The 20,293-nt window shown below is 60.4% G+C and carries 18 protein-coding genes; 4 read left to right on the forward strand and 14 right to left on the reverse strand.

Translation table 11 applies throughout. The features are described 5' to 3' along the window. Positions 1–3: 3 nt before the first annotated feature. The 14 genes from hemA to bchF form a co-directional block, all read right to left on the reverse strand. On the reverse strand, positions 4–1,218 hold the full coding sequence (gene hemA / locus Q0859_RS02935; RefSeq protein ID WP_299147398.1) for a 5-aminolevulinate synthase: 1,215 nt from the start codon (positions 1,216–1,218) through the stop codon (positions 4–6). After that, positions 1,208–2,017: a putative photosynthetic complex assembly protein PuhE gene (puhE, locus tag Q0859_RS02940; RefSeq protein ID WP_299147399.1), complete on the reverse strand. Its 810-nt coding sequence runs from the start codon at positions 2,015–2,017 to the stop codon at positions 1,208–1,210. The genes hemA and puhE overlap by 11 nt, the downstream gene beginning before the upstream one ends. Before the next feature lie 127 nt (positions 2,018–2,144). Next, positions 2,145–3,239 carry a magnesium-protoporphyrin IX monomethyl ester (oxidative) cyclase gene (gene acsF, locus Q0859_RS02945; RefSeq protein ID WP_299147400.1) on the reverse strand — a complete coding sequence of 365 codons (1,095 nt, stop codon included), beginning with the start codon at positions 3,237–3,239 and terminating at the stop codon, positions 2,145–2,147. Beyond that, positions 3,236–3,532 (reverse strand): hypothetical protein, encoded by a 297-nt coding sequence (locus tag Q0859_RS02950; RefSeq protein WP_299147401.1) that lies wholly within the window; start codon positions 3,530–3,532, stop codon positions 3,236–3,238. Before Q0859_RS02950 ends, acsF begins: the two co-directional genes overlap by 4 nt. An 18-nt stretch (positions 3,533–3,550) precedes the next feature. Further along, positions 3,551–4,018 carry a photosynthetic complex assembly protein PuhC gene (gene puhC, locus Q0859_RS02955; protein WP_299147402.1) on the reverse strand — a complete coding sequence of 156 codons (468 nt, stop codon included), beginning with the start codon at positions 4,016–4,018 and terminating at the stop codon, positions 3,551–3,553. Positions 4,019–4,024: 6 nt separating this feature from the next. Then, a complete protein-coding gene (gene puhB, locus Q0859_RS02960) occupies positions 4,025–4,657 on the reverse strand; it encodes a photosynthetic complex putative assembly protein PuhB (protein WP_299147403.1) in 633 nt (210 codons plus the stop codon). A gap of 66 nt (positions 4,658–4,723) precedes the next feature. Beyond that, positions 4,724–5,494, reverse strand: coding sequence for a photosynthetic reaction center subunit H (gene puhA / locus Q0859_RS02965; protein ID WP_299147404.1), 771 nt, complete (start codon positions 5,492–5,494; stop codon positions 4,724–4,726). Between the two features lie 24 nt (positions 5,495–5,518). Continuing rightward, the gene (locus Q0859_RS02970; protein WP_299147405.1) at positions 5,519–6,943 is read right to left on the reverse strand and encodes a PucC family protein; all 1,425 of its coding nucleotides are present in this window, start codon (positions 6,941–6,943) and stop codon (positions 5,519–5,521) included. Then, positions 6,940–7,623, reverse strand: a complete 684-nt coding sequence (gene bchM, locus Q0859_RS02975; RefSeq protein WP_299147406.1) for a magnesium protoporphyrin IX methyltransferase — start codon at positions 7,621–7,623, stop codon at positions 6,940–6,942. The genes Q0859_RS02970 and bchM overlap by 4 nt, the downstream gene beginning before the upstream one ends. Continuing rightward, entirely contained in the window at positions 7,623–8,522 is a 900-nt protein-coding gene (gene bchL / locus Q0859_RS02980) for a ferredoxin:protochlorophyllide reductase (ATP-dependent) iron-sulfur ATP-binding protein (RefSeq protein ID WP_299147407.1), read from the reverse strand. Before bchL ends, bchM begins: the two co-directional genes overlap by 1 nt. Before the next feature lie 121 nt (positions 8,523–8,643). After that, entirely contained in the window at positions 8,644–12,174 is a 3,531-nt protein-coding gene (locus tag Q0859_RS02985) for a magnesium chelatase subunit H (RefSeq protein ID WP_299147408.1), read from the reverse strand. Between the two features lie 19 nt (positions 12,175–12,193). Beyond that, on the reverse strand, positions 12,194–13,744 hold the full coding sequence (gene bchB / locus Q0859_RS02990) for a ferredoxin:protochlorophyllide reductase (ATP-dependent) subunit B (RefSeq protein WP_299147409.1): 1,551 nt from the start codon (positions 13,742–13,744) through the stop codon (positions 12,194–12,196). After that, positions 13,741–15,081 carry a ferredoxin:protochlorophyllide reductase (ATP-dependent) subunit N gene (locus Q0859_RS02995; protein ID WP_299147410.1) on the reverse strand — a complete coding sequence of 447 codons (1,341 nt, stop codon included), beginning with the start codon at positions 15,079–15,081 and terminating at the stop codon, positions 13,741–13,743. The genes bchB and Q0859_RS02995 overlap by 4 nt, the downstream gene beginning before the upstream one ends. After that, positions 15,078–15,578, reverse strand: coding sequence for a 2-vinyl bacteriochlorophyllide hydratase (bchF, locus tag Q0859_RS03000; RefSeq protein WP_299147411.1), 501 nt, complete (start codon positions 15,576–15,578; stop codon positions 15,078–15,080). Before bchF ends, Q0859_RS02995 begins: the two co-directional genes overlap by 4 nt. Before the next feature lie 308 nt (positions 15,579–15,886). Here bchF and Q0859_RS03005 point away from each other — a divergent pair, with 308 nt between their 5' ends. Genes Q0859_RS03005 through Q0859_RS03020 form a run of 4 tightly spaced genes read left to right on the forward strand, consistent with a single transcriptional unit; the run spans position 15,887 to position 20,291 of the window. Continuing rightward, positions 15,887–16,669 (forward strand): hypothetical protein, encoded by a 783-nt coding sequence (locus tag Q0859_RS03005; RefSeq protein WP_299147413.1) that lies wholly within the window; start codon positions 15,887–15,889, stop codon positions 16,667–16,669. Beyond that, positions 16,666–18,087, forward strand: a complete 1,422-nt coding sequence (gene ppsR, locus Q0859_RS03010) for a transcriptional regulator PpsR (RefSeq protein WP_299147414.1) — start codon at positions 16,666–16,668, stop codon at positions 18,085–18,087. The genes Q0859_RS03005 and ppsR overlap by 4 nt, the downstream gene beginning before the upstream one ends. A gap of 48 nt (positions 18,088–18,135) precedes the next feature. Then, positions 18,136–19,035, forward strand: coding sequence for a chlorophyll synthase ChlG (gene chlG / locus Q0859_RS03015; RefSeq protein ID WP_299147415.1), 900 nt, complete (start codon positions 18,136–18,138; stop codon positions 19,033–19,035). Continuing rightward, positions 19,032–20,291, forward strand: coding sequence for a PucC family protein (locus Q0859_RS03020; RefSeq protein ID WP_299147416.1), 1,260 nt, complete (start codon positions 19,032–19,034; stop codon positions 20,289–20,291). The genes chlG and Q0859_RS03020 overlap by 4 nt, the downstream gene beginning before the upstream one ends. The last annotated feature ends 2 nt before the right edge of the window (positions 20,292–20,293 follow it).

Below are 20,293 nucleotides of genomic sequence, written 5' to 3' on the forward strand. Positions count from 1 at the left end.
CCATCAGGCGACCGCATGGCTGATAGCGCACTGTTTCCACAGGTCTTTGAGCGCAAAGACGAGGTGTTCTATGTCGTCAATTGTATGCAAGGGCCCGGGCGTGAATCGCAGCCGTTCGGTACCTTTTGGGACGGTCGGGTAGTTGATGGGTTGGACGTAAATCCCATAGCGCTGCATGAGGTAATCCGACAACATCCGGCATTTGACCGGGTCCTTGATCATCACCGGGATGATATGGCTGGGGTTTTCCAGGTGCGGGATTCCTTCCTGGTCCAGCCGCTTGCGCAGGTAAGCGACCCGCTCGCGTTGCAGGATGCGTTCCTGATCGGACTGCTTGAGGTGCCGGATCGAGGTTTGGGCCGCCGCCGCCACAGCCGGGGGCAAAGCGGTCGTAAAGATAAACCCGCTTGAGAACGAACGAATGAAATCACACATCGCCCCGGACCCGGTGATATAGCCACCAACCACGCCATAGGCCTTGCCAAGCGTGCCTTCGATCAGCGTGATCCTGTCGGCCAGCCCTTCCTGTTCGGAAATGCCGCCACCGCGCGGACCATAAAGGCCAACGGCGTGCACCTCATCCAAATAGGTCATCGCACCATGTTTTTCCGCGACCTCAACGATTTCACGCATCGGGCAGATGTCTCCGTCCATTGAGTACACCGACTCGAACGCGACAATCTTGGGCGCATTGGCCGGCAGGGCCGCAAGCTTGCGATCCAGATCCTCAGGGTCGTTGTGTTTCCAGATCACCTTGGCGGCCCGTGAGTGGCGAATACCTTCGATCATGGAAGCGTGGTTCAACTCGTCCGAAAGGATCACAGCATCAGGCAGGCGGGACCCGAGCGTGCCAAGCGCCGCCCAGTTTGACACATAGCCAGAGGTGAACAGCAGCGCGCTGTCTTTGCCGTGCAGATCGGCCAGTTCGGCCTCAAGCAGTTTGTGCGCATGGTTGGTGCCCGAAATGTTGCGCGTCCCCCCCGCGCCTGCACCATAGGAATCAACCGCATCCTTCATCGCCTTGGTCACACTCTCGTGCTGCCCCATGCCCAGATAGTCGTTCGAGCACCACACCGTCACCTCGTCCGGGGCATCCTTGTCATGGCATTTGGCCCGTGGAAACGCGCCTGACTGGCGTTCAAGTTCTGCAAAGATGCGGTAGTTGCCCTCATCCTTGAGCGCTTCGATCTGGCTTTGGAACAATACATCAAAGTCCATGATGTCCCCCTTGTTGGTGCTGTTTTTCAGTTGGTTTCTGGGCTGGCAGCATCCACCGCCAAAGCCGTTCATCAGGGATCGGCAGAACCATCACCCAGTGTTCGAGGGCCGCAAGGGCCGTGAGCGCAGTCAGCAGCGCAAAGCCGGTGACATGCCCGGTCGCTTCAGCGCCGTAGAGCCGCTCAAGCCAGCAGGCGGCGGCAAAGGTCAGTGCACTGACCGAGATCGGGAACAGCCAGTTCATGCCTCGTGTGCGAAAATGACTGGGCAGATGCGCCAGCGCGGCAGGCAGGAAATCCACGTTAATGTGGGGCACGCCCATAAACAGGTTCAGCTTGGCCGAGATACGCGCAAAGAACAGCACCGCAAAGGTATAGAACGCGAATGGGTTCGGGGCCTGCCACAGCAGGAGGGCCAAGGCGGCCAGGGTCGCGGCCAGCAACATCTCGTGATAGGCGACGGTGCCCCAAGCGCGAATGAATCGTTCCCACTCGGGGGTATGGGGCGGCAACGCGCTGGTGTTCGGGCCGGTGATGATGCCCGTCAGGAACGCCAATTCGATCCACCCCCAGAGCGCCAGCGCAGACAGAAACGCGACATAGATGCCAAAGATATCCGTCTGCCCCATCGACCAATAGGCCCCGTATGCCCCAAGCGCCATCAGCGGCAGCGTAACCCACGTGGTCGTCTGCCGCGCCACGGGGCCTGCGCGATCCGCATACTTCACGGCCATCAGGATTGTCCCGGTGGAAAACCACCAGACGAACAACGCAATCAGGGCCGCGATCCAGGGGCTCATCCGACGTCCCTTTCGTCAGGCTTTTCCGACGCAGGCCGCGTGGCCATGTGTGCGCATGGACCAGCAATGCGCCCAAAGGGCACAACGCCACGATCCACGCCGGAAAACAGATATGTGGTGGGCTGTTTCAATACACCGGCTCCAACCGCACCGACGCGGGGGCCTGATGCTTTTTCACCGGAATCGTGAACAACGCCACAAAGGCCATACCGGCGCGCAACTGTGCGCCGATCTTTTTCAAACCGGTCGCCCCGGCCATATCCACATTGGCCTTTTGCAACCGTTCGAGGTTGCGCTGCCAGCGCGGGTGATCAATATCAAGCGTGATTGGAAAGATCTGTTCGGTCATCTTCGAGGTTTTGGTAAAGACCTCGTGCGCGTACCAATCCGGGTCAACACCCAACGCCTTGTGAAAGGCCGGGCGCTGGTGGTCGCGCACATACATCGTGCCATAGACCGCCGTCAGAAAAAACTTGATCCAGAACAGGTTGAAGCCGCGCGTCAGCTTGGGGTCAGTCTTCATCAGCAGGGCAAAGGCTTCGCCATGACGGAACTCGTCCCCGCACCACTCCTCGAACCATTTGAAGATCGGGTGGAACCGATGTTCGGGGTGCGCCTCAAGATGGCGGAAGATCGTGATGTAACGGGCATAGCCGATCTTTTCGCTGAGGTAGGTCGCGTAATAGATGAACTTGGGGCGGAAGTAGGTGTACTTCTTTTTCTGCGTCAGAAAACCAAGGTTCACGGCCACACCCGCCTCGCGCAGCGCATCGTTGATAAAGCCCGCATGGCGCGCCTCATCTCGGGCCATCAACTGAAACAGTTGAGTGATGTCGGAATTGGAACCACGCCGCTTCATCTCTTTATAAAGCACACAGCCGGAAAACTCGGCGGTGCAGGATGAAATCAGGAAGTCGAGGAATTCCTTTTTCAACTCCGGCTCCATCCCATCCCAATCGACGTGGTCCCAGTCTTCGTTCTTTTTGAAGTGACCCTTGTTGGGGTCCGCAACCATGTCCGCGATCAGATCGTCCCATTCGGCGCGCACCGGGGTGACGTCAATACGGTCCATCTCGTCAAAGTCGGTGGTGTAGAACCGCGGGGTAAGCAATGTGTTCTGCATGGCCAGTTCGGTGGCAGCATCGCTGTCGGTGACGGACTGTGCCTGTTGCAGTGCCAGCGACTCTTCGGCGTCGGTGATTTCGGATGTGTGCTTGTTCATAGCGTCACCTCCTCGGAAAAGGAGAATTCGCACAGCTCCATGACCTCGAAATCGCCTGTGAGGCGGGTCCAGAGTTGTTCAAGTTTCGAGGCACGGATGATCGTCGCTTCGCGGTCTTCGGACACGATTTCACCGAAGGGTGCCATGATTTCCGGCCCGTGGACCTGCACTTCGTCCCCAGGGTGTATGACAGCCCCGTTGTTGAACCGCACATGCGCGTGCAGGCTTTCGAATTTGTGAGAGATTTCTACCGTGCAGGGTGCACGTTCAAATTCCTTTGTTAGTAGTCCCATGGTGGCTTCCTCCATTGACTAGGGTTGATCCAGCAACCTGGCGAAGGTGCGGAGATTGTCGGCGCCAAAGCCCATCAGTTCGGCGCTCCAGTCGGTTTCGGGGTCGTAGATGGACAGGCGATTACCGGCCCGAAGGCGCAGCAGGATGGGGGCATCGGCGGCGCCCCCGGTCTTTTGTCGTTCACGGATGATGACACGTTCGATGCCAGCGACAAAGCCGCCCTCGTCAGCCGGAAAATCCGCCAGCAGCGCACCGTTGGCATCCAGCACGCGGGCCGCCCCGCTGGCCTCACCCGACAGAAAAATCGCGCGTTCGGTCAGGATGGGGCCTTGGCTCGGTTGGCTTTCGAGCGGGCGGTTGGTCAGCGTCGCGATCGTGACCATCGACAGGATGATCAGCAGCAGCGCCATGACCGCGCGCACCAGAACGCGGGGTACCAGTTCCTCTTCCTTGGCGTGGATGCGGGCGGTGTGGGTGTCAGACATCTGCCCTCACTCCGCCGCGACAGCCGCAAGGGGGGCCGTGCGTTTGATCTGGGGCACGCTGATCTTTGCCTCGGCGGCTGTTGCCAGAATGGTCGCCACGTTTTGGGCGTCGGGGATGCAGCGCAGCGCAGGCTGCGGTTGGGTAAACCGCCAAGGGCGCGCATGGGGCCAGATCACCAGATAGCTGAGTTTCGTCTTGCCCGTCGTTTCCAGAACAATGGTCCCGGTCCCGCTTTTGCGCAGGTCGAGTCCGGCATTGCCGAGTTGGCGGTAAGGCAGGTTCAGGGTGAGCGTCAGCGCCGCCCCGATACGCATCGCAACGCGCGCATTCGTGATCGTATAGACGGTCGCGCGCGCCTGAATAAGCGCGATCAGATACAGCAAGCCGACCACGACCGCACCCAGTAGAACCATGGGCACCGTCGCCCCAAGTGCCTGTCCAAGCGGCATCAGATCACTCACGGTGATGAACCGCCACACGGCCAACAGGGCGAAATACCCGATCACCCAATTCACGTTCAGCGCCTCGCGCGCCAAGGCGGGGACAGAGGGGCTGCCTTGCCACAGAATCTCCTCGCCCTCCGGGGGGCGTTCGGGAAGCCCCTTGATCGGTTCGACTGCAAAGTCATCGTGAGACATGGCGCGCATCCTTGTCATGGTTTTATAAAGTGAGATGGGCGTTCCCGCCCACCTCTGCGATTGAGATCAGAGTTTGGGTTCCTGACGGGCACTATCGGCATAAAGCACGCCGCCCCCGTAGTAGCCGCAGATCTTGTCTTCTTCGAGAACGGTCACCTGGGTCGCACTGGCATGTTTTGGAACGCTGCCAAAGTGCTTGCCATAGAGCGTGCGCACATTGACCCTGTCGGATTTGATCCGCGCCAAGGTCAACGGCACAAGCCGGGTGCCCGTGCCCCATTTGGGGTCGAGCGTATATTCGAGGTAGCGGACAAGCTGTTCAGGTTCGTCAATCCACATATCCGTCACTCTGCCCACAACCTCGCCGTCGCCAGACATCACTGGCAGCCCGCGCGGGTCCCGCCCCGAGGCCACGCTGAAAGACTCATTTGCTGCCATTGGAATGATCTTGGGATGGCCATGGCCGTCCAGTTCCGGAGCGTCGCGGCGGGGTGCCCATGAGGCAGGCCCAACCCCGTCGATCATCGGATCGCCCGTAGGTTCCAACGGATAGCCATTGCCCGGCCCACTGCGCTTGAGCGGCAGATCCGCGCGTTCGGGTGCCTGGCCCGACGGGAAGGACACCGACCCGCGCCCATGAGGCAGGTTAAAGGTCTTGTCCTCGGGCAGCGGCCACATCCCGGTGTTGGCCGACTTGTTGCCCTCGTCATCCTCAAGCGGATAGCCCTCACGCATGTTTTCACGCTGAATGTAGATAATCAGCGCCACAAAGAAGATGTAAAACAGCCAGAGCGACAGCGACGCGAGGTCGAATTCGCCAAAGAATGTGCCAGTCATGTTAAATTCCTTTCCTGGACAAGGTCATGTGGGGAAATCCGCGAGGCCCAGGCCGCGTGGTTTCTCCGCTTGGGTGAGGGGACCCGAAGTGCGCACAAGCGGTCCCAGGATGACGAGAGTGACGAAGAGCAAGCCGATCTCCGCATGGTAAACAAATGAATAACCGGTGGCGGGCGTGTTGAGCGCCTCGCCCCATGCGCCTGACGTTGCCATGGCCCCGATCCAGTCGCGCAAGGTGCCACCAAGCGCGATGGCGAGGCCGGCGGCGGTGGCCTGTGCTGCACCCCATGCGCCAAGCGCAAGGCCTCGACCCGCGGTGCCGCGTGAAGGCATGGTCATGGCCGCTGTCAGAGTAGACACGGCGAAAAGCCCACTGCCAAATCCGATCAGCGTCGCGCCCGCATAAAACAGCACGTTCGCCTGCATGGGGGCTGCAAAGATCACGAGGCTGAACGCCCAGATACCCGCGAGAATGCCGCCACCAGCCAATCGATAGGCGTTCGATCCGCGCGCCAGCCGCTGCCCGGCCCACGCAAATCCAGCCAAGGCACCCGCCGCCCAAAGCGCGGTCAGCAGCGTCGTGGCCGACACGGACAGGCCCAGAATTTCGCCGCCATAAGGCTCTAACAAGACGTCCTGCATGTTGAACGCCATTGTCCCAATAAAGACGCAGGCCAACAGACGCCCCGCCTGACCACCCTGCGCATAGTCATTCCACGCATCGCGGAACAAGGGGCGCGGGGCCGCGCGTTCTTCACGGGTCGAAGGGCGGATGGATTCCTGCTTCCATAGCGCGATCAGGTTCAACGCGATGCCAACCACTGCCGCCCCCTGCACCACACGGATCAGGCGCAAATCGCTGTAATTGCTCAGCAACCCACCGATGATCAGCGCGGAGATACCCATGCCCACAAGGAACATCACATACAGCAGGGCTACGACACGCGGCCGCGTCTCGTCCGTTGCGCGATCACTGGCCAGGGCCAGGCCCGCAGTCTGCGTCATATGCAGCCCCAACCCGGTCATCAGAAAGGCCAGCGCAGCAAGGATTTCACCCGCAAACGGCACTTCGTGATAGACATCCCCGCCCAGCACCAGCAGCGCAAAGGGCATGACGGCAAGACCACCGAACTGCCACAGAGAGCCGAACCAGATATAAGGCACCCGCTTCCACCCGATTGCAGATGTATGGGTGTCCGAGCGGAACCCAAGCAGCGCGCGGAACGGCGCGATCAACACAGGCAGCGCGATCATAAACGCCACGATCATCGCAGGCAGCGACAACTCGACAATCATCACCCGGTTGAGCGTGCCCAGCAGCATCACCGATGCCATGCCCACCGACACCTGAAACAGCGACAGGCGCAGCAATTGCGCAAGCGGCAGATTGTCCGAAGCCGCATCGGCAAAGGGCAAAACCCGCGTGGTAAGATGGCGCAGTCCGCTCATCCACGCACCTCCATCGCTTCGGAGATGTAAAAGCCCGAGGTCACGCGATCCACGGGGCGCAAGGTAGCACGCACACCCGCAGCCTTGGCGGCCTTGGCCAGCGTGGGATGGGCGTGCGGGATCATAACGGGTGAGCGATCGGAACGCGGGAACGCCTTGCCTGCGTACCACATCACCATCAGCGCAGGCGTGCGCGGCGCAACGGTAAAGACGATGGGGCCACTGGTGCGCTTTTCCAACGCGGCCAGATGCACGCCGATATCGTCAGCGGTGTAATAAATCAGACTGTCCATCGCGATAATCGCATCGAATTGGCCCAGTTCAGGGTCGAACATATCGCCTGCATGAAACACAACCTGACGCTCCAGGCTCTTTGGCAGGCGCGTGCGCGCAATGTCGATCAGTTGGGGCGAGATATCGACGGCAACCACCTGCGCACCGCGCTCGGCCAGTTCAATCGTGGCCGGGCCCGCACCACAACCCGCATCAAGCACCCGCGCGCCGCGCAGGTCTTCGGGCAGGCGCGACAACATCAGCTTGCGCATTCGATCCCGACCAGCCCGCACCGTCTCGCGCACACGCGACACAGGCGCGTCCGAAGTCAGACGCTCCCATGTCTTGGTCGCGGTGCGATCGAAGTAGTCTTCGACCCGCGCACGGGTTTGATCATAGGCAGGCATCAATCAAATCCAAGCAACTCGAAGATATCGCGATCTTCCATTGGGGCCGGGGCCATGCCCTCGGTCCCATCGTACAAAAGCTGGGCAAGACGCATGTATTCGGCGCGGCAGCGCACGATGTCTTCCTCATCGTCCATCTCGAACAGCGTCTTTTTCTTCAGCCGCGAACGGCGGATCGCATCCACGTCCGGCATATGCGCGATGCGGTGGAACCCAACGGTATCGCAATAACGATCCACCTCATTGGTTTCCTTGGACCGGTTCGCAACACAACCCGCCAGACGCACCTTGTAGTTCTTGGACTTGGCCTGCACGGCAGCAATGATCCGGTTCATCGCATAGATGCTGTCAAAATCATTGGCAGTGACGATCAGCGCACGATCCGCATGCTGCAACGGAGCCGCAAAACCACCGCAGACCACATCGCCGAGCACATCAAAGATCACCACGTCGGTCTCTTCAAGCAAGTGATGCTGCTTGAGGAGTTTCACGGTCTGCCCGACCACATAACCGCCACAGCCCGTGCCCGCAGGGGGCCCACCGGCCTCAACGCATTTCACGCCATTGAACCCTTCGGATACAAAATCCTCGGGGCGCAGCTCTTCGGGGTGAAAATCAACCTCCTTGAGGATGTCGATGACAGTGGGCTGCAACATACCCGTCAGGGTGAAGGTGCTGTCATGTTTGGGATCGCACCCGATCTGCAACACGCGCTTGCCCAGCATTGAAAACGCCGCCGACAGGTTCGACGAGGTTGTCGACTTGCCGATACCGCCCTTGCCATAAACGGAAAAGACCTTGGCCCCTTCGATCTTGGCACCTTCATCCTGATGGACCTGCACGGATCCTTCACCATCCTGCCCGCGCAACGCGGGGGGCGTTCTGTCGAGTGGGCTCATGCGAGCCTCCTTTCCATCGGACCTGTTCGGCCCGTCATTGCAATCAAGGGATGGCCCCCTGCTTCATCTTGCCAGGAAAACTCCCGCCGGAGGCTCCCGTCATATGAGTCACACGCAAGGCTCATTCGGCAGCGATCCCTTCCAACTTGTCCTCAAGCGCATCTGCGGCATCCTGCAAAGCGGCCAGCGTGTCGGCATCAGGTGCCCAGTAATTACGATCCGACGCCTCGATCAGACGGTTCGCCATCCGGCTTGAAGCGGTGGGGTTGAGATCCGCAATGCGCTGGCGCATTTCGTCGTCCAGCACAAAGGTTTCGGAAATACGCTGATAGACCCATTCATCCACCTGACCCGTCGTGGCGGACCAACCAACCGTATTGGTCACATGCGCCTCGATCTGACGCACGCCTTCGGGGCCGTGTTTCAGCAGCCCTTCGAAGAATTTCGGGTTCAGCGCCCGGCTGCGCGTTTCCAGCGCCACCTGATCCTTGAGTGTGCGGACCTTGGGGGTGCCGCGTGTCTGATCACCGATATACACCGCCGCATCCGAACCCCGCGCCCGTTTCACCGCCCGCGCAATCCCGCCAAGCGTGTCAAAATAGTGATCAACCGAGGTCACCCCCAACTCAACCGATTCAAGGTTCTGATAAGCCAGTTCCACATCCGCCAGCGCCTGTTGCAGCAGCTTGGGATTGGCCGCCGATTTGCCGTCAATGCCGTAGGCAAAGCTCTTGCGGTTCTCATAGGCATCAGCCAATTCGTCCTCATCCCCGAATGCCGAACTGTCGACCAACTGGTTCACGTTCGACCCATAGGCCCCTTCAGCATTGGAAAACACGCGCAAGGCCGCCGTCTCCAGATCAACGCCTTGGGTCTCGGCATAGGCAAGCGCGTGGGCGCGGACAAAATTCTGCTCCAGCGGCTCGTCCGCCTGCGCGCATTTGAGCGCCGCCTCGGCCAACATGCGCGACTGCAGTGGCAGCAGGTCGCGGAAGATACCAGACAGGGTCATAATCACATCGATACGCGGACGACCAAGCTCTTCCAGCGTGATCAGGTCCGCGCCGGCAAGCCGCCCGAAACTATCAAAGCGCGGCGTGCAACCCATCAACGCAAGCGCCTGCGCAATCGGGCCCCCGTCGGATTTGATGTTGTCGGACCCCCACAGGACCAATGCAATGGACCGGGGCAAGGTCGGGTGCGTCTCCAGCAGAAGTTCGGCCTGTTTCGCCCCATCGCGGCAGGCGTAGGCTGTGGGCATACGAAACGGATCAAAGGCATGGATGTTGCGCCCGGTGGGCAGAATATCGAGCGAGCGGATCAGATCGCCCCCCGCCACAGGTCGGGTAAACCGGGCATCAAGCGCGTTCATAATCGCGCTCAACTCGGTCTCATCCCGCAACAAGTGATCCATACGGGTCCGTGCGTCCGCATCAACATGCGGCGTGATATCGAGGTATTCAGCACGCGCCGCATCACTCAGGCGTTGACCTACCACATGCAGCCCATCGGGGATCAGCGCGTCCTCGGTCTCAAGCAGTTTCAGCCAAAGCGCATCGGGGGCGATCCCGCCCATATCCACCGCTTCGGCCTGTTCGGCAATCAACGTTTCAATATCCGCGCGGGTCGGATTGTCCGCAGGCAACTCGCGCCACCGGCACAGGGAATCCTTTAAATCCGCCATACCCTTATACAGCCCCGACGTCGCCAGGGGCGGGGTCAGGTGGCTGATCGTCACGGCACCAGACCGACGCTTGGCCAGCGAGGCCTCGGACGGGTTGTTGGCGGCATAAAGATAGATATTCGGCATTTCGCCAATCAGGCGGTCCGGCCAGTCACGCGTACCCATGCCCGCCTGTTTGCCCGGCATGAACTCAAGCGCGCCATGCATCCCAAAATGCAGGATCGCATTAACCGCGTAGGTGTCGCGCAACCACTGGTAGAACGCGACGAAAGCGTGGGTCGGCGCGAACCCCTTCTCGAACAACAGGCGCATCGGGTCGCCTTCGTATCCGAAGGCAGGCTGCACCCCGACGAACACATTGCCTAGCTCAGCACCCAGCACGAACACACCACGCCCATCGGATTGCACCCGACCGGGGGCAGCCCCCCACACAGCCTCAACTTCGGCCAGGTGGCGTGAGGTGCGCACGATGGTGTCGGCATCCACATGGGCGGCCACATTGGCCTGCTGGCCGTATTGGGCGGCGTTGCCCTCAATCACCTGGGCACGCAGGGCGTCCACGCTTTCCGGCACATCGACGGTATAGCCGCGCGCACGCATCTCGCGCAGCGTGTTGAAAAGGCTTTCGAACACGGAAAGATAGGCCGCCGTTCCAACCGCCCCTGCATTGGGGGGAAAGCCGAACAGAACAACCGCAACCTTCTTGTCGGCGTTCTTCGCCCGGCGCAACTGACCAAGGCGGTGCGTCTTTTCCACCAGCGAGTCGATACGCTCGAAACAGGGCACCATCGCCTTCGGCTCGGACCCGGCCCGACATTTGTGGGGACACCCCGCACACCCCTCAGGCCCAAGCCGCCCCCCGAAGACAGTGGGGCAAGTCGCCCCGTCAAGTTCAGGCAAGGCGACCAGCATCGTGGTCTCGATCGGGCCAAGGCCGCCCGTGCTGTCCGCCCATTGGCCCAAGGTCTGAAACTCAAGCGAATGCGCCGCAACATAGGGGACATCAAGTTCGCTCAGCAGCGCGACAGCGGCGTCATTGTCATTATAGGCCGGGCCACCCACCAGCGAGAACCCGGTCAGAGAGACGAGAGCGTCGACCTTGCCCATGAAATAGGTCTCGACCGCGGGGCGGGCATCAAGGCCACCTGCAAAGGCCGGCAGAACGCGCACGCCGCGCGCCTCGAACGCGCGGATCACGCCGTCATAATGGGCGGTATCCCCGCTCAACACATAAGAGCGCAACATGACCAGCCCGACGGTCAGCGTCGCACCCTTGGGGCCGGGCACATCCGTGGGATCGACCGTAATGCGCGCGGCCAGATCAGGATGGTAAAGGCCCGTATCTGGGTACTCGACCGGGGCGGCGGCCTCGGGCGCGTCGGCCCAGGCGGTATCGGTCGCATAGCGGTTCAACAGGAACTGGACCATCGCGCGGATATTATCGTCCGACCCACCCAGCCAGTATTGCATCACAAGGAACCAGGCCCGCAGATCCTGCGCCTTGCCCGGCAGGAATTTCAGGATTTTCGGCAGGCGACGCAGCATCGCCATCTTCTTGGCACCGCTCTCGGTCGAAGGCTTGGACGAGCCGCGCAACCGTTTCATCAACTTGCCCATGGTGCTGGGCGGAGCCATCATATCAAGCGTGCCCATACGGGTCAGCTTGACCACCTCGGCATCGGCTACCACCCCAACCATCGCGTCACAGTGATCACGCCGGGCCTGCAATGCAGGCAGGATGCGGGCCACGTGCTCTTCAAGGAACAGCAGGTTCGCAATGATAATGTCACCATGGCGGACCGCATCCTCAGCGGCCTCGAACGCGCCGGGGGTTTCGCCCCACTCGGCGGCCGCATGGATCTGCAAATCGAGGCCGGGATAATCGGCGGACAATGCTTCCATGGCGCGGCGGGCGGGACCCGCGGCATGGCTATCCAGCGTGATGATGACCACACGGTAGCCGGGCATGCGCCCCGTTATGCCGGTTTCATCGCGCAAAATGGGCCTTCGCTTCGTAAAGGGTATCGACAGAAATTTCGCCCACACCACGCTCGGCGGCAAAACTCTCAGTATTGCGGCGCGCCTTGCCACGGACAAAAAACGGGATCTTCTTCAACTCGCGCTCAGCCGCATCCAACCAGATGACATCGCCACTCTCTGACTTCTTTTGACCAGAAATACCGCGGGGGGTTTGGGGGGCTGGCCCCCCATCCGCGCTCGCTGCAGGCGCAGACCCACCATGATGAGACGCACCTGCCGCATCGTGAAACTCGAAATCATCACGGAACATGTGCAACAGATGCTCTTCCAACCCCATGACCAGCGGATGAACCCATGTATCAAACAACACATTCGCACCCTCGATCCCCATCTGCGGGGAATAACGGGCGGGGAAATCCTGCACGTGCACGGGGGCCGAAATCACCGCGCAAGGGATGCCAAGGCGCTTGCCGATGTGGCGCTCCATCTGGGTGCCGAGGATCATTTCGGGCTGCAAGGCCTCGATCACCCGCTCGACCTCAAGGTAGTCGTCAGTGATGGTCGCAGCGATGCCGAAGTCCTTGGCCATGGCGCGCACGGGGCGGGCCAGTTCGCGATTGTAGCAGCCCATGCCAACGACCTCGAAACCCATCTCGTCACGCGCAACCCGGGCTGCGGCCATCACATGGGTGCCATCGCCAAAGATGAACACACGCTTACCCGTCAGGTAGGTCGAGTCGACGGATTTTGAGTACCACGGCAGGCGCAAACGGGATGTATCGAGATAGGCGTCGCGCCCCGTGATCCCGGCCACTTCGGCAACGAAATCCTGCGTGGCACCAACGCCGATCGGCACGACCTTGGTATAGGGTTGATCCAACTCCCGCGCCATCCAACGCGCAGCGCTTTCGCCTGTTTCGGGATACATCAACACGTTGAAATGCGCGGCCCCCATACGGGAAATGTCTTGGGGAGACGATGTCATGGGGGCCACCACGTTTACGCTGATACCCATATCGGACAACAGCGTCGTAACTTCCTGAATGTCATCGCGATGGCGAAACCCGAGTGCAGTTGGCCCAATCAGGTTGGCCGTGATCTGCTTGGTCCGCGCCATCGGCTTGGCGAGGGTTTTTACGATCTGAAAGAACGTCTCATCCGCGCCAAAGTTTTCCTTGCGCTGATAGCTGGGCAGTTCCAGCGGGATCACAGGCACGGGCAAACCCATGGTTTCAGCCATGCCGCCGGGATCGTCCTGGATCAGCTCGGCTGTGCAGGACGCACCGACGATGATCGCCTCGGGCCTGAACCGGTCGTAAGCGTCCTGAGCGGCGGATTTGAACAGGTTGGCTGTGTCCGCACCAAGGTCACGTGCCTGAAAGGTGGTGTAGGTCACCGGCGGGCGATGATCGCGCCGTTCGATCATCGTGAACAGCAGGTCCGCATACGTGTCGCCTTGAGGGGCGTGCAGCACATAGTGCAACCCGGTCATGCCCGTCGCGACACGCATTGCGCCGACATGGGGTGGGCCTTCATATGTCCAGACCGTCAGCTTCATTGTGGGCCTGCATGTGGGCCAGCCCCCACATCCCCGCGGTATTTTTCGTCAAAAGAAACAGAGTTCAGTTTCAGCGTTTCGGCACGCCGGATGGGCCGCGAGAAGAGCCCGGCCAGGTCACCGGCCTGTTCGTAAAAATGGACCGGGGTAAAGACGAGTTCGATGGCCCATTTGGTGGCCAGCCCTTCGGCTTCGAGCGGGTTTGCGAGACCGAGGCCACACACTATAAGGTCAGGACGGGCATCGCGGGCCCGGTCAAGTTGAAGGTCGACGTCCTGCCCTTCGGAGATCGTTGGACCGCTTGCCAGCATGTCGAGGTCAGGACCGACGATGCCTTTGTGAATGAATGGCGCGCTGACCTCGATGGCATCCATACTGCACTCACGAGTCAGAAAGCGGGCCAGCGGGATTTCGAGCTGGCTGTCTGGGAAGAAAAACACCGATTTGCCGCGCAGGTTTTCGGAGGCCTGCGAGATGGCCTTGCGCGCCCGGGCACGCGGCGCAGCGGTGACCTGTTCGAACAAGTCAGGTGCCACGCCGAATTCGGTTGCGATCGCGGCAAGCCACTGGGTTGTGCCCTCTTCTCCGAAAGGAAACGGCGCGGGCAAATGCCGGGCCCCACGACGCGTCAGCGCATCATGTGTATCACCAAGGAATGGTTGGGTCAGGGCATAAACGGTACCGCTGCCGACGCCCAGATCGTCTGTTGCGCGCGGTGCCGGCAAGACCTTGATCGGGCCAATTCCCATCGCTTCGAGCAAGCCAATCGCCTGTTCTTCCACCACATCAGGCAGTGCCCCGACCAACAGCAACTGCCGCTGGTCATCTTTGGGCAGAACCGGCACCATGGAGGCGAGGCAGGCGTCCTCGCCCTGGGTGAACGTCGTCTCGATCCCCGATCCGGAAAAGTTCAGTACGCGCACATGGGGTGCGTGGGTCTGGCTCATCCGTTCGGCTGCCTTGGCCAGATCCAGCTTGATCACTTCGGAGGGGCAGGAGCCGACCAGAAACAGCTGTTTGATATCCGGGCGGCGTGCAAGCAGCTCGTTCACGACCTTGTCGAGTTCGTCCTGCGCATCAGCAAGACCGGCAAGGTCGGTTTCTTCAAGGATCGCCGTGCCAAAGCGGGGTTCGGCAAAAATCATCACCCCGGCAGCCGATTGCAGCAAATGGGCGCAGGTCCGCGACCCGATTACCAGAAAGAAGGCGTCCTGCATCTTGCGATGGAGCCAGATGATTCCCGTCAGACCGCAAAACACTTCCCGCTGACCGCGCTGCTTGAGAATCGGCGTGTCACGGCATCCGCCGGCGGAAGGGAGGCGGGGCAGCTCGGTCATACGGAGACCTGCGCATAGGTGGCGGCCTGCAAGCGGGCGGCGCGTAATTTGAGGATGAACTGCACCGCATTGATGAGGTAGGCACCGTAGGCGGTAAGCGCGAGGATCATCAGCGAAACGGGGCCCAATGCACCGGTGAACAGCGCCCAGAGATAGGCGGTGTGCAGCCCGATGACGAGGAAGGAAAACACATCCTCCCAAAAGAATGCAGGTGCCAGAAGATATTGACCAAAAACGACTTTTTCCCAAATCGCGCCCGTCACCATGATCAGATAAAGCACACCCGTCTTGATCACGATAGACCAGGTTGCGATCACGTATCCGTCGCCCGTCGCAAGGTAACGCAGCACCAGCGCCAAAGAGACAAGGAACACCACAAACTGCACCGGAGCAAGGACGCCCTGAACCAGAGTCCAGATGGTCGCATCGCGCCGCGCGCGCTCTTCAGCCGTATAGAGGCCGACGGGCACCGTGTGCTGTGACATCCCGGTGGACATTTGGATGGAACTCTCCGCTTGGGTTATGATTCAAGGTATCGGTGCCAAGGGAAAAGTGTCAATTAAAAGTTACAGTTTGAATGTCAGTTCGGGCTGGCTCATTTTCTGTCAGATATGCGCCGACCATTCGTATGAACCTTGTTTTTTATGAGCATTGATCGGAATCACGCATTGCGCTTGCGCCGAAGTTACTGGATGACTGTCAAATACAGTTGACAATCAGACTGTGGAGGCAGACAATTTTTGACGTATCCGCGACTCTGACGCGCCAGAGTTGTTCATTGCGTTGCTCAGGATCGAGGTAATCCATGGCGCATGACGACCCACATGGCACGACCCGCTCAGGATTTGAGCTTTCCACGGACCTTGAGCCGCTGGCTTCTCAGGTTATTTCGATGCTGCGAGAACGTCAGACCGTAACGACAGCCGGAGCCCGTCAGGTCGCCGTCGACTACCTGTTGCGCGCGACAAGCGCCCGGACCGGATTTGACCCCTGCCTTGTGCTGGATGAGATGCGCGGCTTTCGACTGACCGTCGACGCGATTATCGACCTTTATATTCCACAAGTGGCGTTTGCGTTAGGTGAATTGTGGCTCAGCTCGGATATGAGTTTTGCCGATGTGACCATTGCATCGCTGCGCTTGCAGGCCTTGCTGAGCGAGGCATCGCTTGGGCTGAATGGGGCGCATGCGGATGATCCCGGCACCATCCACGCCCTTGTGGTTGTCCCGGAAGGTGAACAGCATTTTCTGGGGGCCAGCGTTGTGGCCGCCCAATTGCGCCGTTTGGGCGGTGACGTCAGCCTGTCCATCTCCGAGACCCGCAAGCAGGTCATGGCCCGCGTCATCTGCGATCAGCCGAACATGGTTCTGTTTTCCTGTGCACGCATTGCGGCCCTTGAAAGCATCACACGGACTGTTAAAACCATTCGCGCATCTGTCGACACCCCACCCGTCCTCGCCTTGGGCGGATCGGTGCGCGCCAGTGCTGAGGGAATGAAGGGTCAGACAGACGTGGATCTGGTTACTAAGTCAGCAGCAGACGTCTACGGCTTTTGCACGAAACGCATGAAGGCATTGGGCCAGCTATGACGACAGGAGGCAGCAATTTCTGGAGCAGTGGCAGTGTGCCACTGATCGAGCCAGAATTTCTGAGCAGCATTGTGGCGGCCGCGTCGGATATCGCCCTTGTGGTCTCTGCCGAAGGCACGGTTCTGTCTGTGTTGCTGAACGCACAAGACGACAGTTTTGGCAATCTCAGCCATTGGGAGGGTCGTCCGATCGTGGACTTCCTGACCGACGAAAGCATTGAAAAGTTTCAGGGTGCCCATGATGCCTACACGTCCGGTGGTACGCTCAAAAAATCGATTGAGCTGAACCACGCCGACAATGCGGTATGGCAGTATCCCGTCCGCTATACCTTCCACCGCTTTGGTCAAGAGAACGCCGTTTTGCTGTTGGGTCGCGATCTGCGCCCCATTGCGGAAACGCAGCAGCAATTGGTGCAGGCCCAGATTGCACTTGAGCAAGGGTATGAAGCCCGCCGCGAGTTTGACAGTCGGTATCGTGTGGTGATGAGCAATGTGGACGATGCTGTCGTCTTTGTCTCTGTCCAGACCGGTCGCGTGGATGACGCGAATGAAAGAGCGGCAACCTTGCTTGGCCTCAAACGCGAAGCACTGACAGGTGCAACCTTCGCCAGCCTGTTTTCGGACCGCTCTGGCGCGGAACTGACTGAAAGCCTTATGAACGCGACCCTGTCGGAGGATGCAGGTCCCGTGTCAGTGCGCGCGACCCGCACCCGTCAGACCCTGGCTTTGCAGCCCATTGTATTCCGCGCCGCTGGTCAACGTATGTTGATGTGCCGTTTGTCCGGCAACACGCCCGCCGCCGATACCTCGGATACCCCCATAAATCACGCCGCGGCCCTGTTCCGCGCAACAACGGACTCGGTTGTGTTCATGGATCCGCGTGGCGTCATTCTGTCCGTCAATGAGGCGTTCCTTGACCTGATTGGCGCGGCCCACCTCAGAGAAGTCGTTGGCGCCTCATTGGCGGACTTCATGGCCCGTGGTCAGATTGACATGGGCGTGTTGCTCGACAACGCCGCGAAGGCTGGACAGATGCGTATCTATGCCAGTCGCATGGTCAACGATCTGGGCGCGCGCGTACCTGTCGAGGTGTCCGCCGCCCAACTTGAGGATCCCACCAACCCTGCCGTGGCCCTGATCATCCGCGATGTCAGCCGGATGGGCGGGGTGCGCGATGCAGATGCCTCTGGCACCGGCCATCTGCCAGACCCCGGCAGCAATGTAATGGACCTGGTTGGCACCGCGTCTTTGAAAGAAATTGTCGCTGAAACCACTGATGTGGTTGAGAAAATGTGCATCGAGACGGCTGTGAACCTGACCCGAAACAACCGCGTGGCCGCTGCGGAAATGTTGGGGCTGTCGCGTCAATCCCTCTACGTCAAACTGCGTAAATTCGGGCTGCTCAGCAAAAACGGCTAGGCCGCTCGCACCCTTGCGCCGACTCAATGTGTCAGCCATAGTTGACACATGGATGTCAGCCCCACCCTACACGTGCGTCGTTTCCCGGAGCCAGCGGCTGCACTGCGTCTGATCAAGCCGATCACGTGGTTCCCGCCAATGTGGGCCTATCTGTGCGGCGTGATTTCGTCTGGTGTGGCACCTGCGGGACAGTGGTATCTGGTTTTGTTGGGCGTATTGTTGGCTGGGCCCATCGTGTGCGGGATGTCCCAAGCTGCGAATGATTGGTGCGACCGCCATGTAGATGCGATCAATGAACCGGATCGCCCGATCCCGTCGGGTCGCATCCCGGGCCGATGGGGGTTGTGGATCGCACTGGCGATGTCGGCACTGTCACTGTTTGTTGGCTGGCAACTGGGTATCTATGGATTTGCCGCGACCCTCGTAGGTGTGGCCGCGGCGTGGACCTATTCCGCCAAGCCCATCCGCCTGAAGCGATCAGGTTGGTGGGGTCCGGGCCTTGTTGGCCTCAGCTACGAAACCTTGCCGTGGGTTACGGGTGCCGCCGTTTTGGCGGCGGGTGCGCCCCGCCCCGAAATTCTGCTGATTGCGCTGCTCTATGGGATCGGGGCGCATGGCATTATGACCCTCAATGATTTCAAGGCGCTTGAAGGGGACCGCCAGACGGGCGTCAATTCGCTGCCTGTCACGCTTGGACCCCGCCGGGCGGCCCAGGTCGCCTGCATCGTGATGGCTGTTCCTCAGGCGGTTGTCATTGCAGCGCTCACCTTCTGGGATCGCCCTGCCCATGCCGCCGGGGTGGCACTGGTTCTGGTGTTGCAATTCTGGGCAATGAAGATCATGTTCCGCGATCCCCGCGCCAAAGCCCCTTGGTATAACGGCACAGGCGTGTTGCTTTATGTCTCGGGCATGATGATCGCCGCCTTTGCATTGCGAGGACTGGCATGAGCGTCGGATGGGTCACCCTGGCACGTCTGTGCCTTGTGAATGCGGCCATCGGAGGCCTCGCCGCTTTGCCCGTGAACCTGTTCAATCGGTTGATGGCGGTCGAGTTGGCGTTGCCTGCCCTACTGCCCGGCCTGCTGGTTGCATTGCACTATGGGGTGCAGTTGACCCGGCCCGTTTGGGGACACCGCTCGGATGCCAAGGGCGGGCGTACGCCGCTGATCCTTGGTGGGATTGCAGTCGTGGGCGCTGGCGTGCTGGGTGCCGCGTGGGGCATCGCCATTGCCGAGATATCGGTGCAGTGGGCGCTTGTGATTTGGGCTTTATCCTACATTGCCATCGGTCTGGGCATCGGAGCGGCGGGCACATCGTTTCTGGCCCTGCTCGCCAGTGCATCGGGGGCGCGCAAGGGGGGCGTTGCCACGACCGCATGGCTGTTCCTGATCGCGGGTGCAATTGCGGCGTCCATCGGCACGGGCATTGCGCTTGAACCATATTCCCCCGACCGTCTGGTTGTCGTGGTTGGGGCAGTCGTTTCTATCGCGGTCCTGTTGTGCGTCATCGCCACATGGCGGGTCGAAGCACGTATCCCCGAAACCACCGCACCACATGACATGCCTTTGATGATGGCTCTGCGCACGACATGGGGTGACCCCGTCGCGCGCCGCTTTACCGGGTTTGTGTTCCTGTCGATCCTTGCCTTTTACCTGTCTGAGCTGATTTTTGAGCCCTTCGCCGGGCATGTCCACGGCCTTGGCCCCGAAGATTCCACCAAGCTGTCAGGTGGCAAGGACGGGGCCGCATTGATGGGGATGATCGGTGCCGGCGTGCTCTCGCAGCTGCGCCTAGGCACGTTGCGGTTTTGGGCAGTTGCCGGATGTGTACTGTCAGCCCTTGGCCTATTAGGTCTGGGGGCAGGCCTGCCGCTGGTACCAAGCACTGTTGCTTTGGGTCTGGGCAACGGATTGTTCGTTGTGGGTGCAGTCGGATCAATGATGCAACTGGCCGCTGCGCACGCGCAAGCGACCGGCACCCGGATGGGTGTGTTTGGTGCGGCGCAAGCGATTGCCGCAGGCCTCGCTGGATTGGTCGCTACTGGCATGTTGGATTTGACGCGTTTGGTCCTGCCCGATGGTGCAGCCTACGGCGTGGTGTTCACCTTTGAGGCCGCTCTGTTCCTGGTCGCCGCCGTTGTGGCCGCGCGGGTGATGCAGGGCGATGACATGACAGATGATGCAACCTTGGTTCCGGGGGAATGACG

The sequence above is a fragment of the uncultured Tateyamaria sp. genome, assembly GCF_947497045.1.
In the GTDB taxonomy this organism is placed as follows: Bacteria; Pseudomonadota; Alphaproteobacteria; order Rhodobacterales; family Rhodobacteraceae; genus Tateyamaria.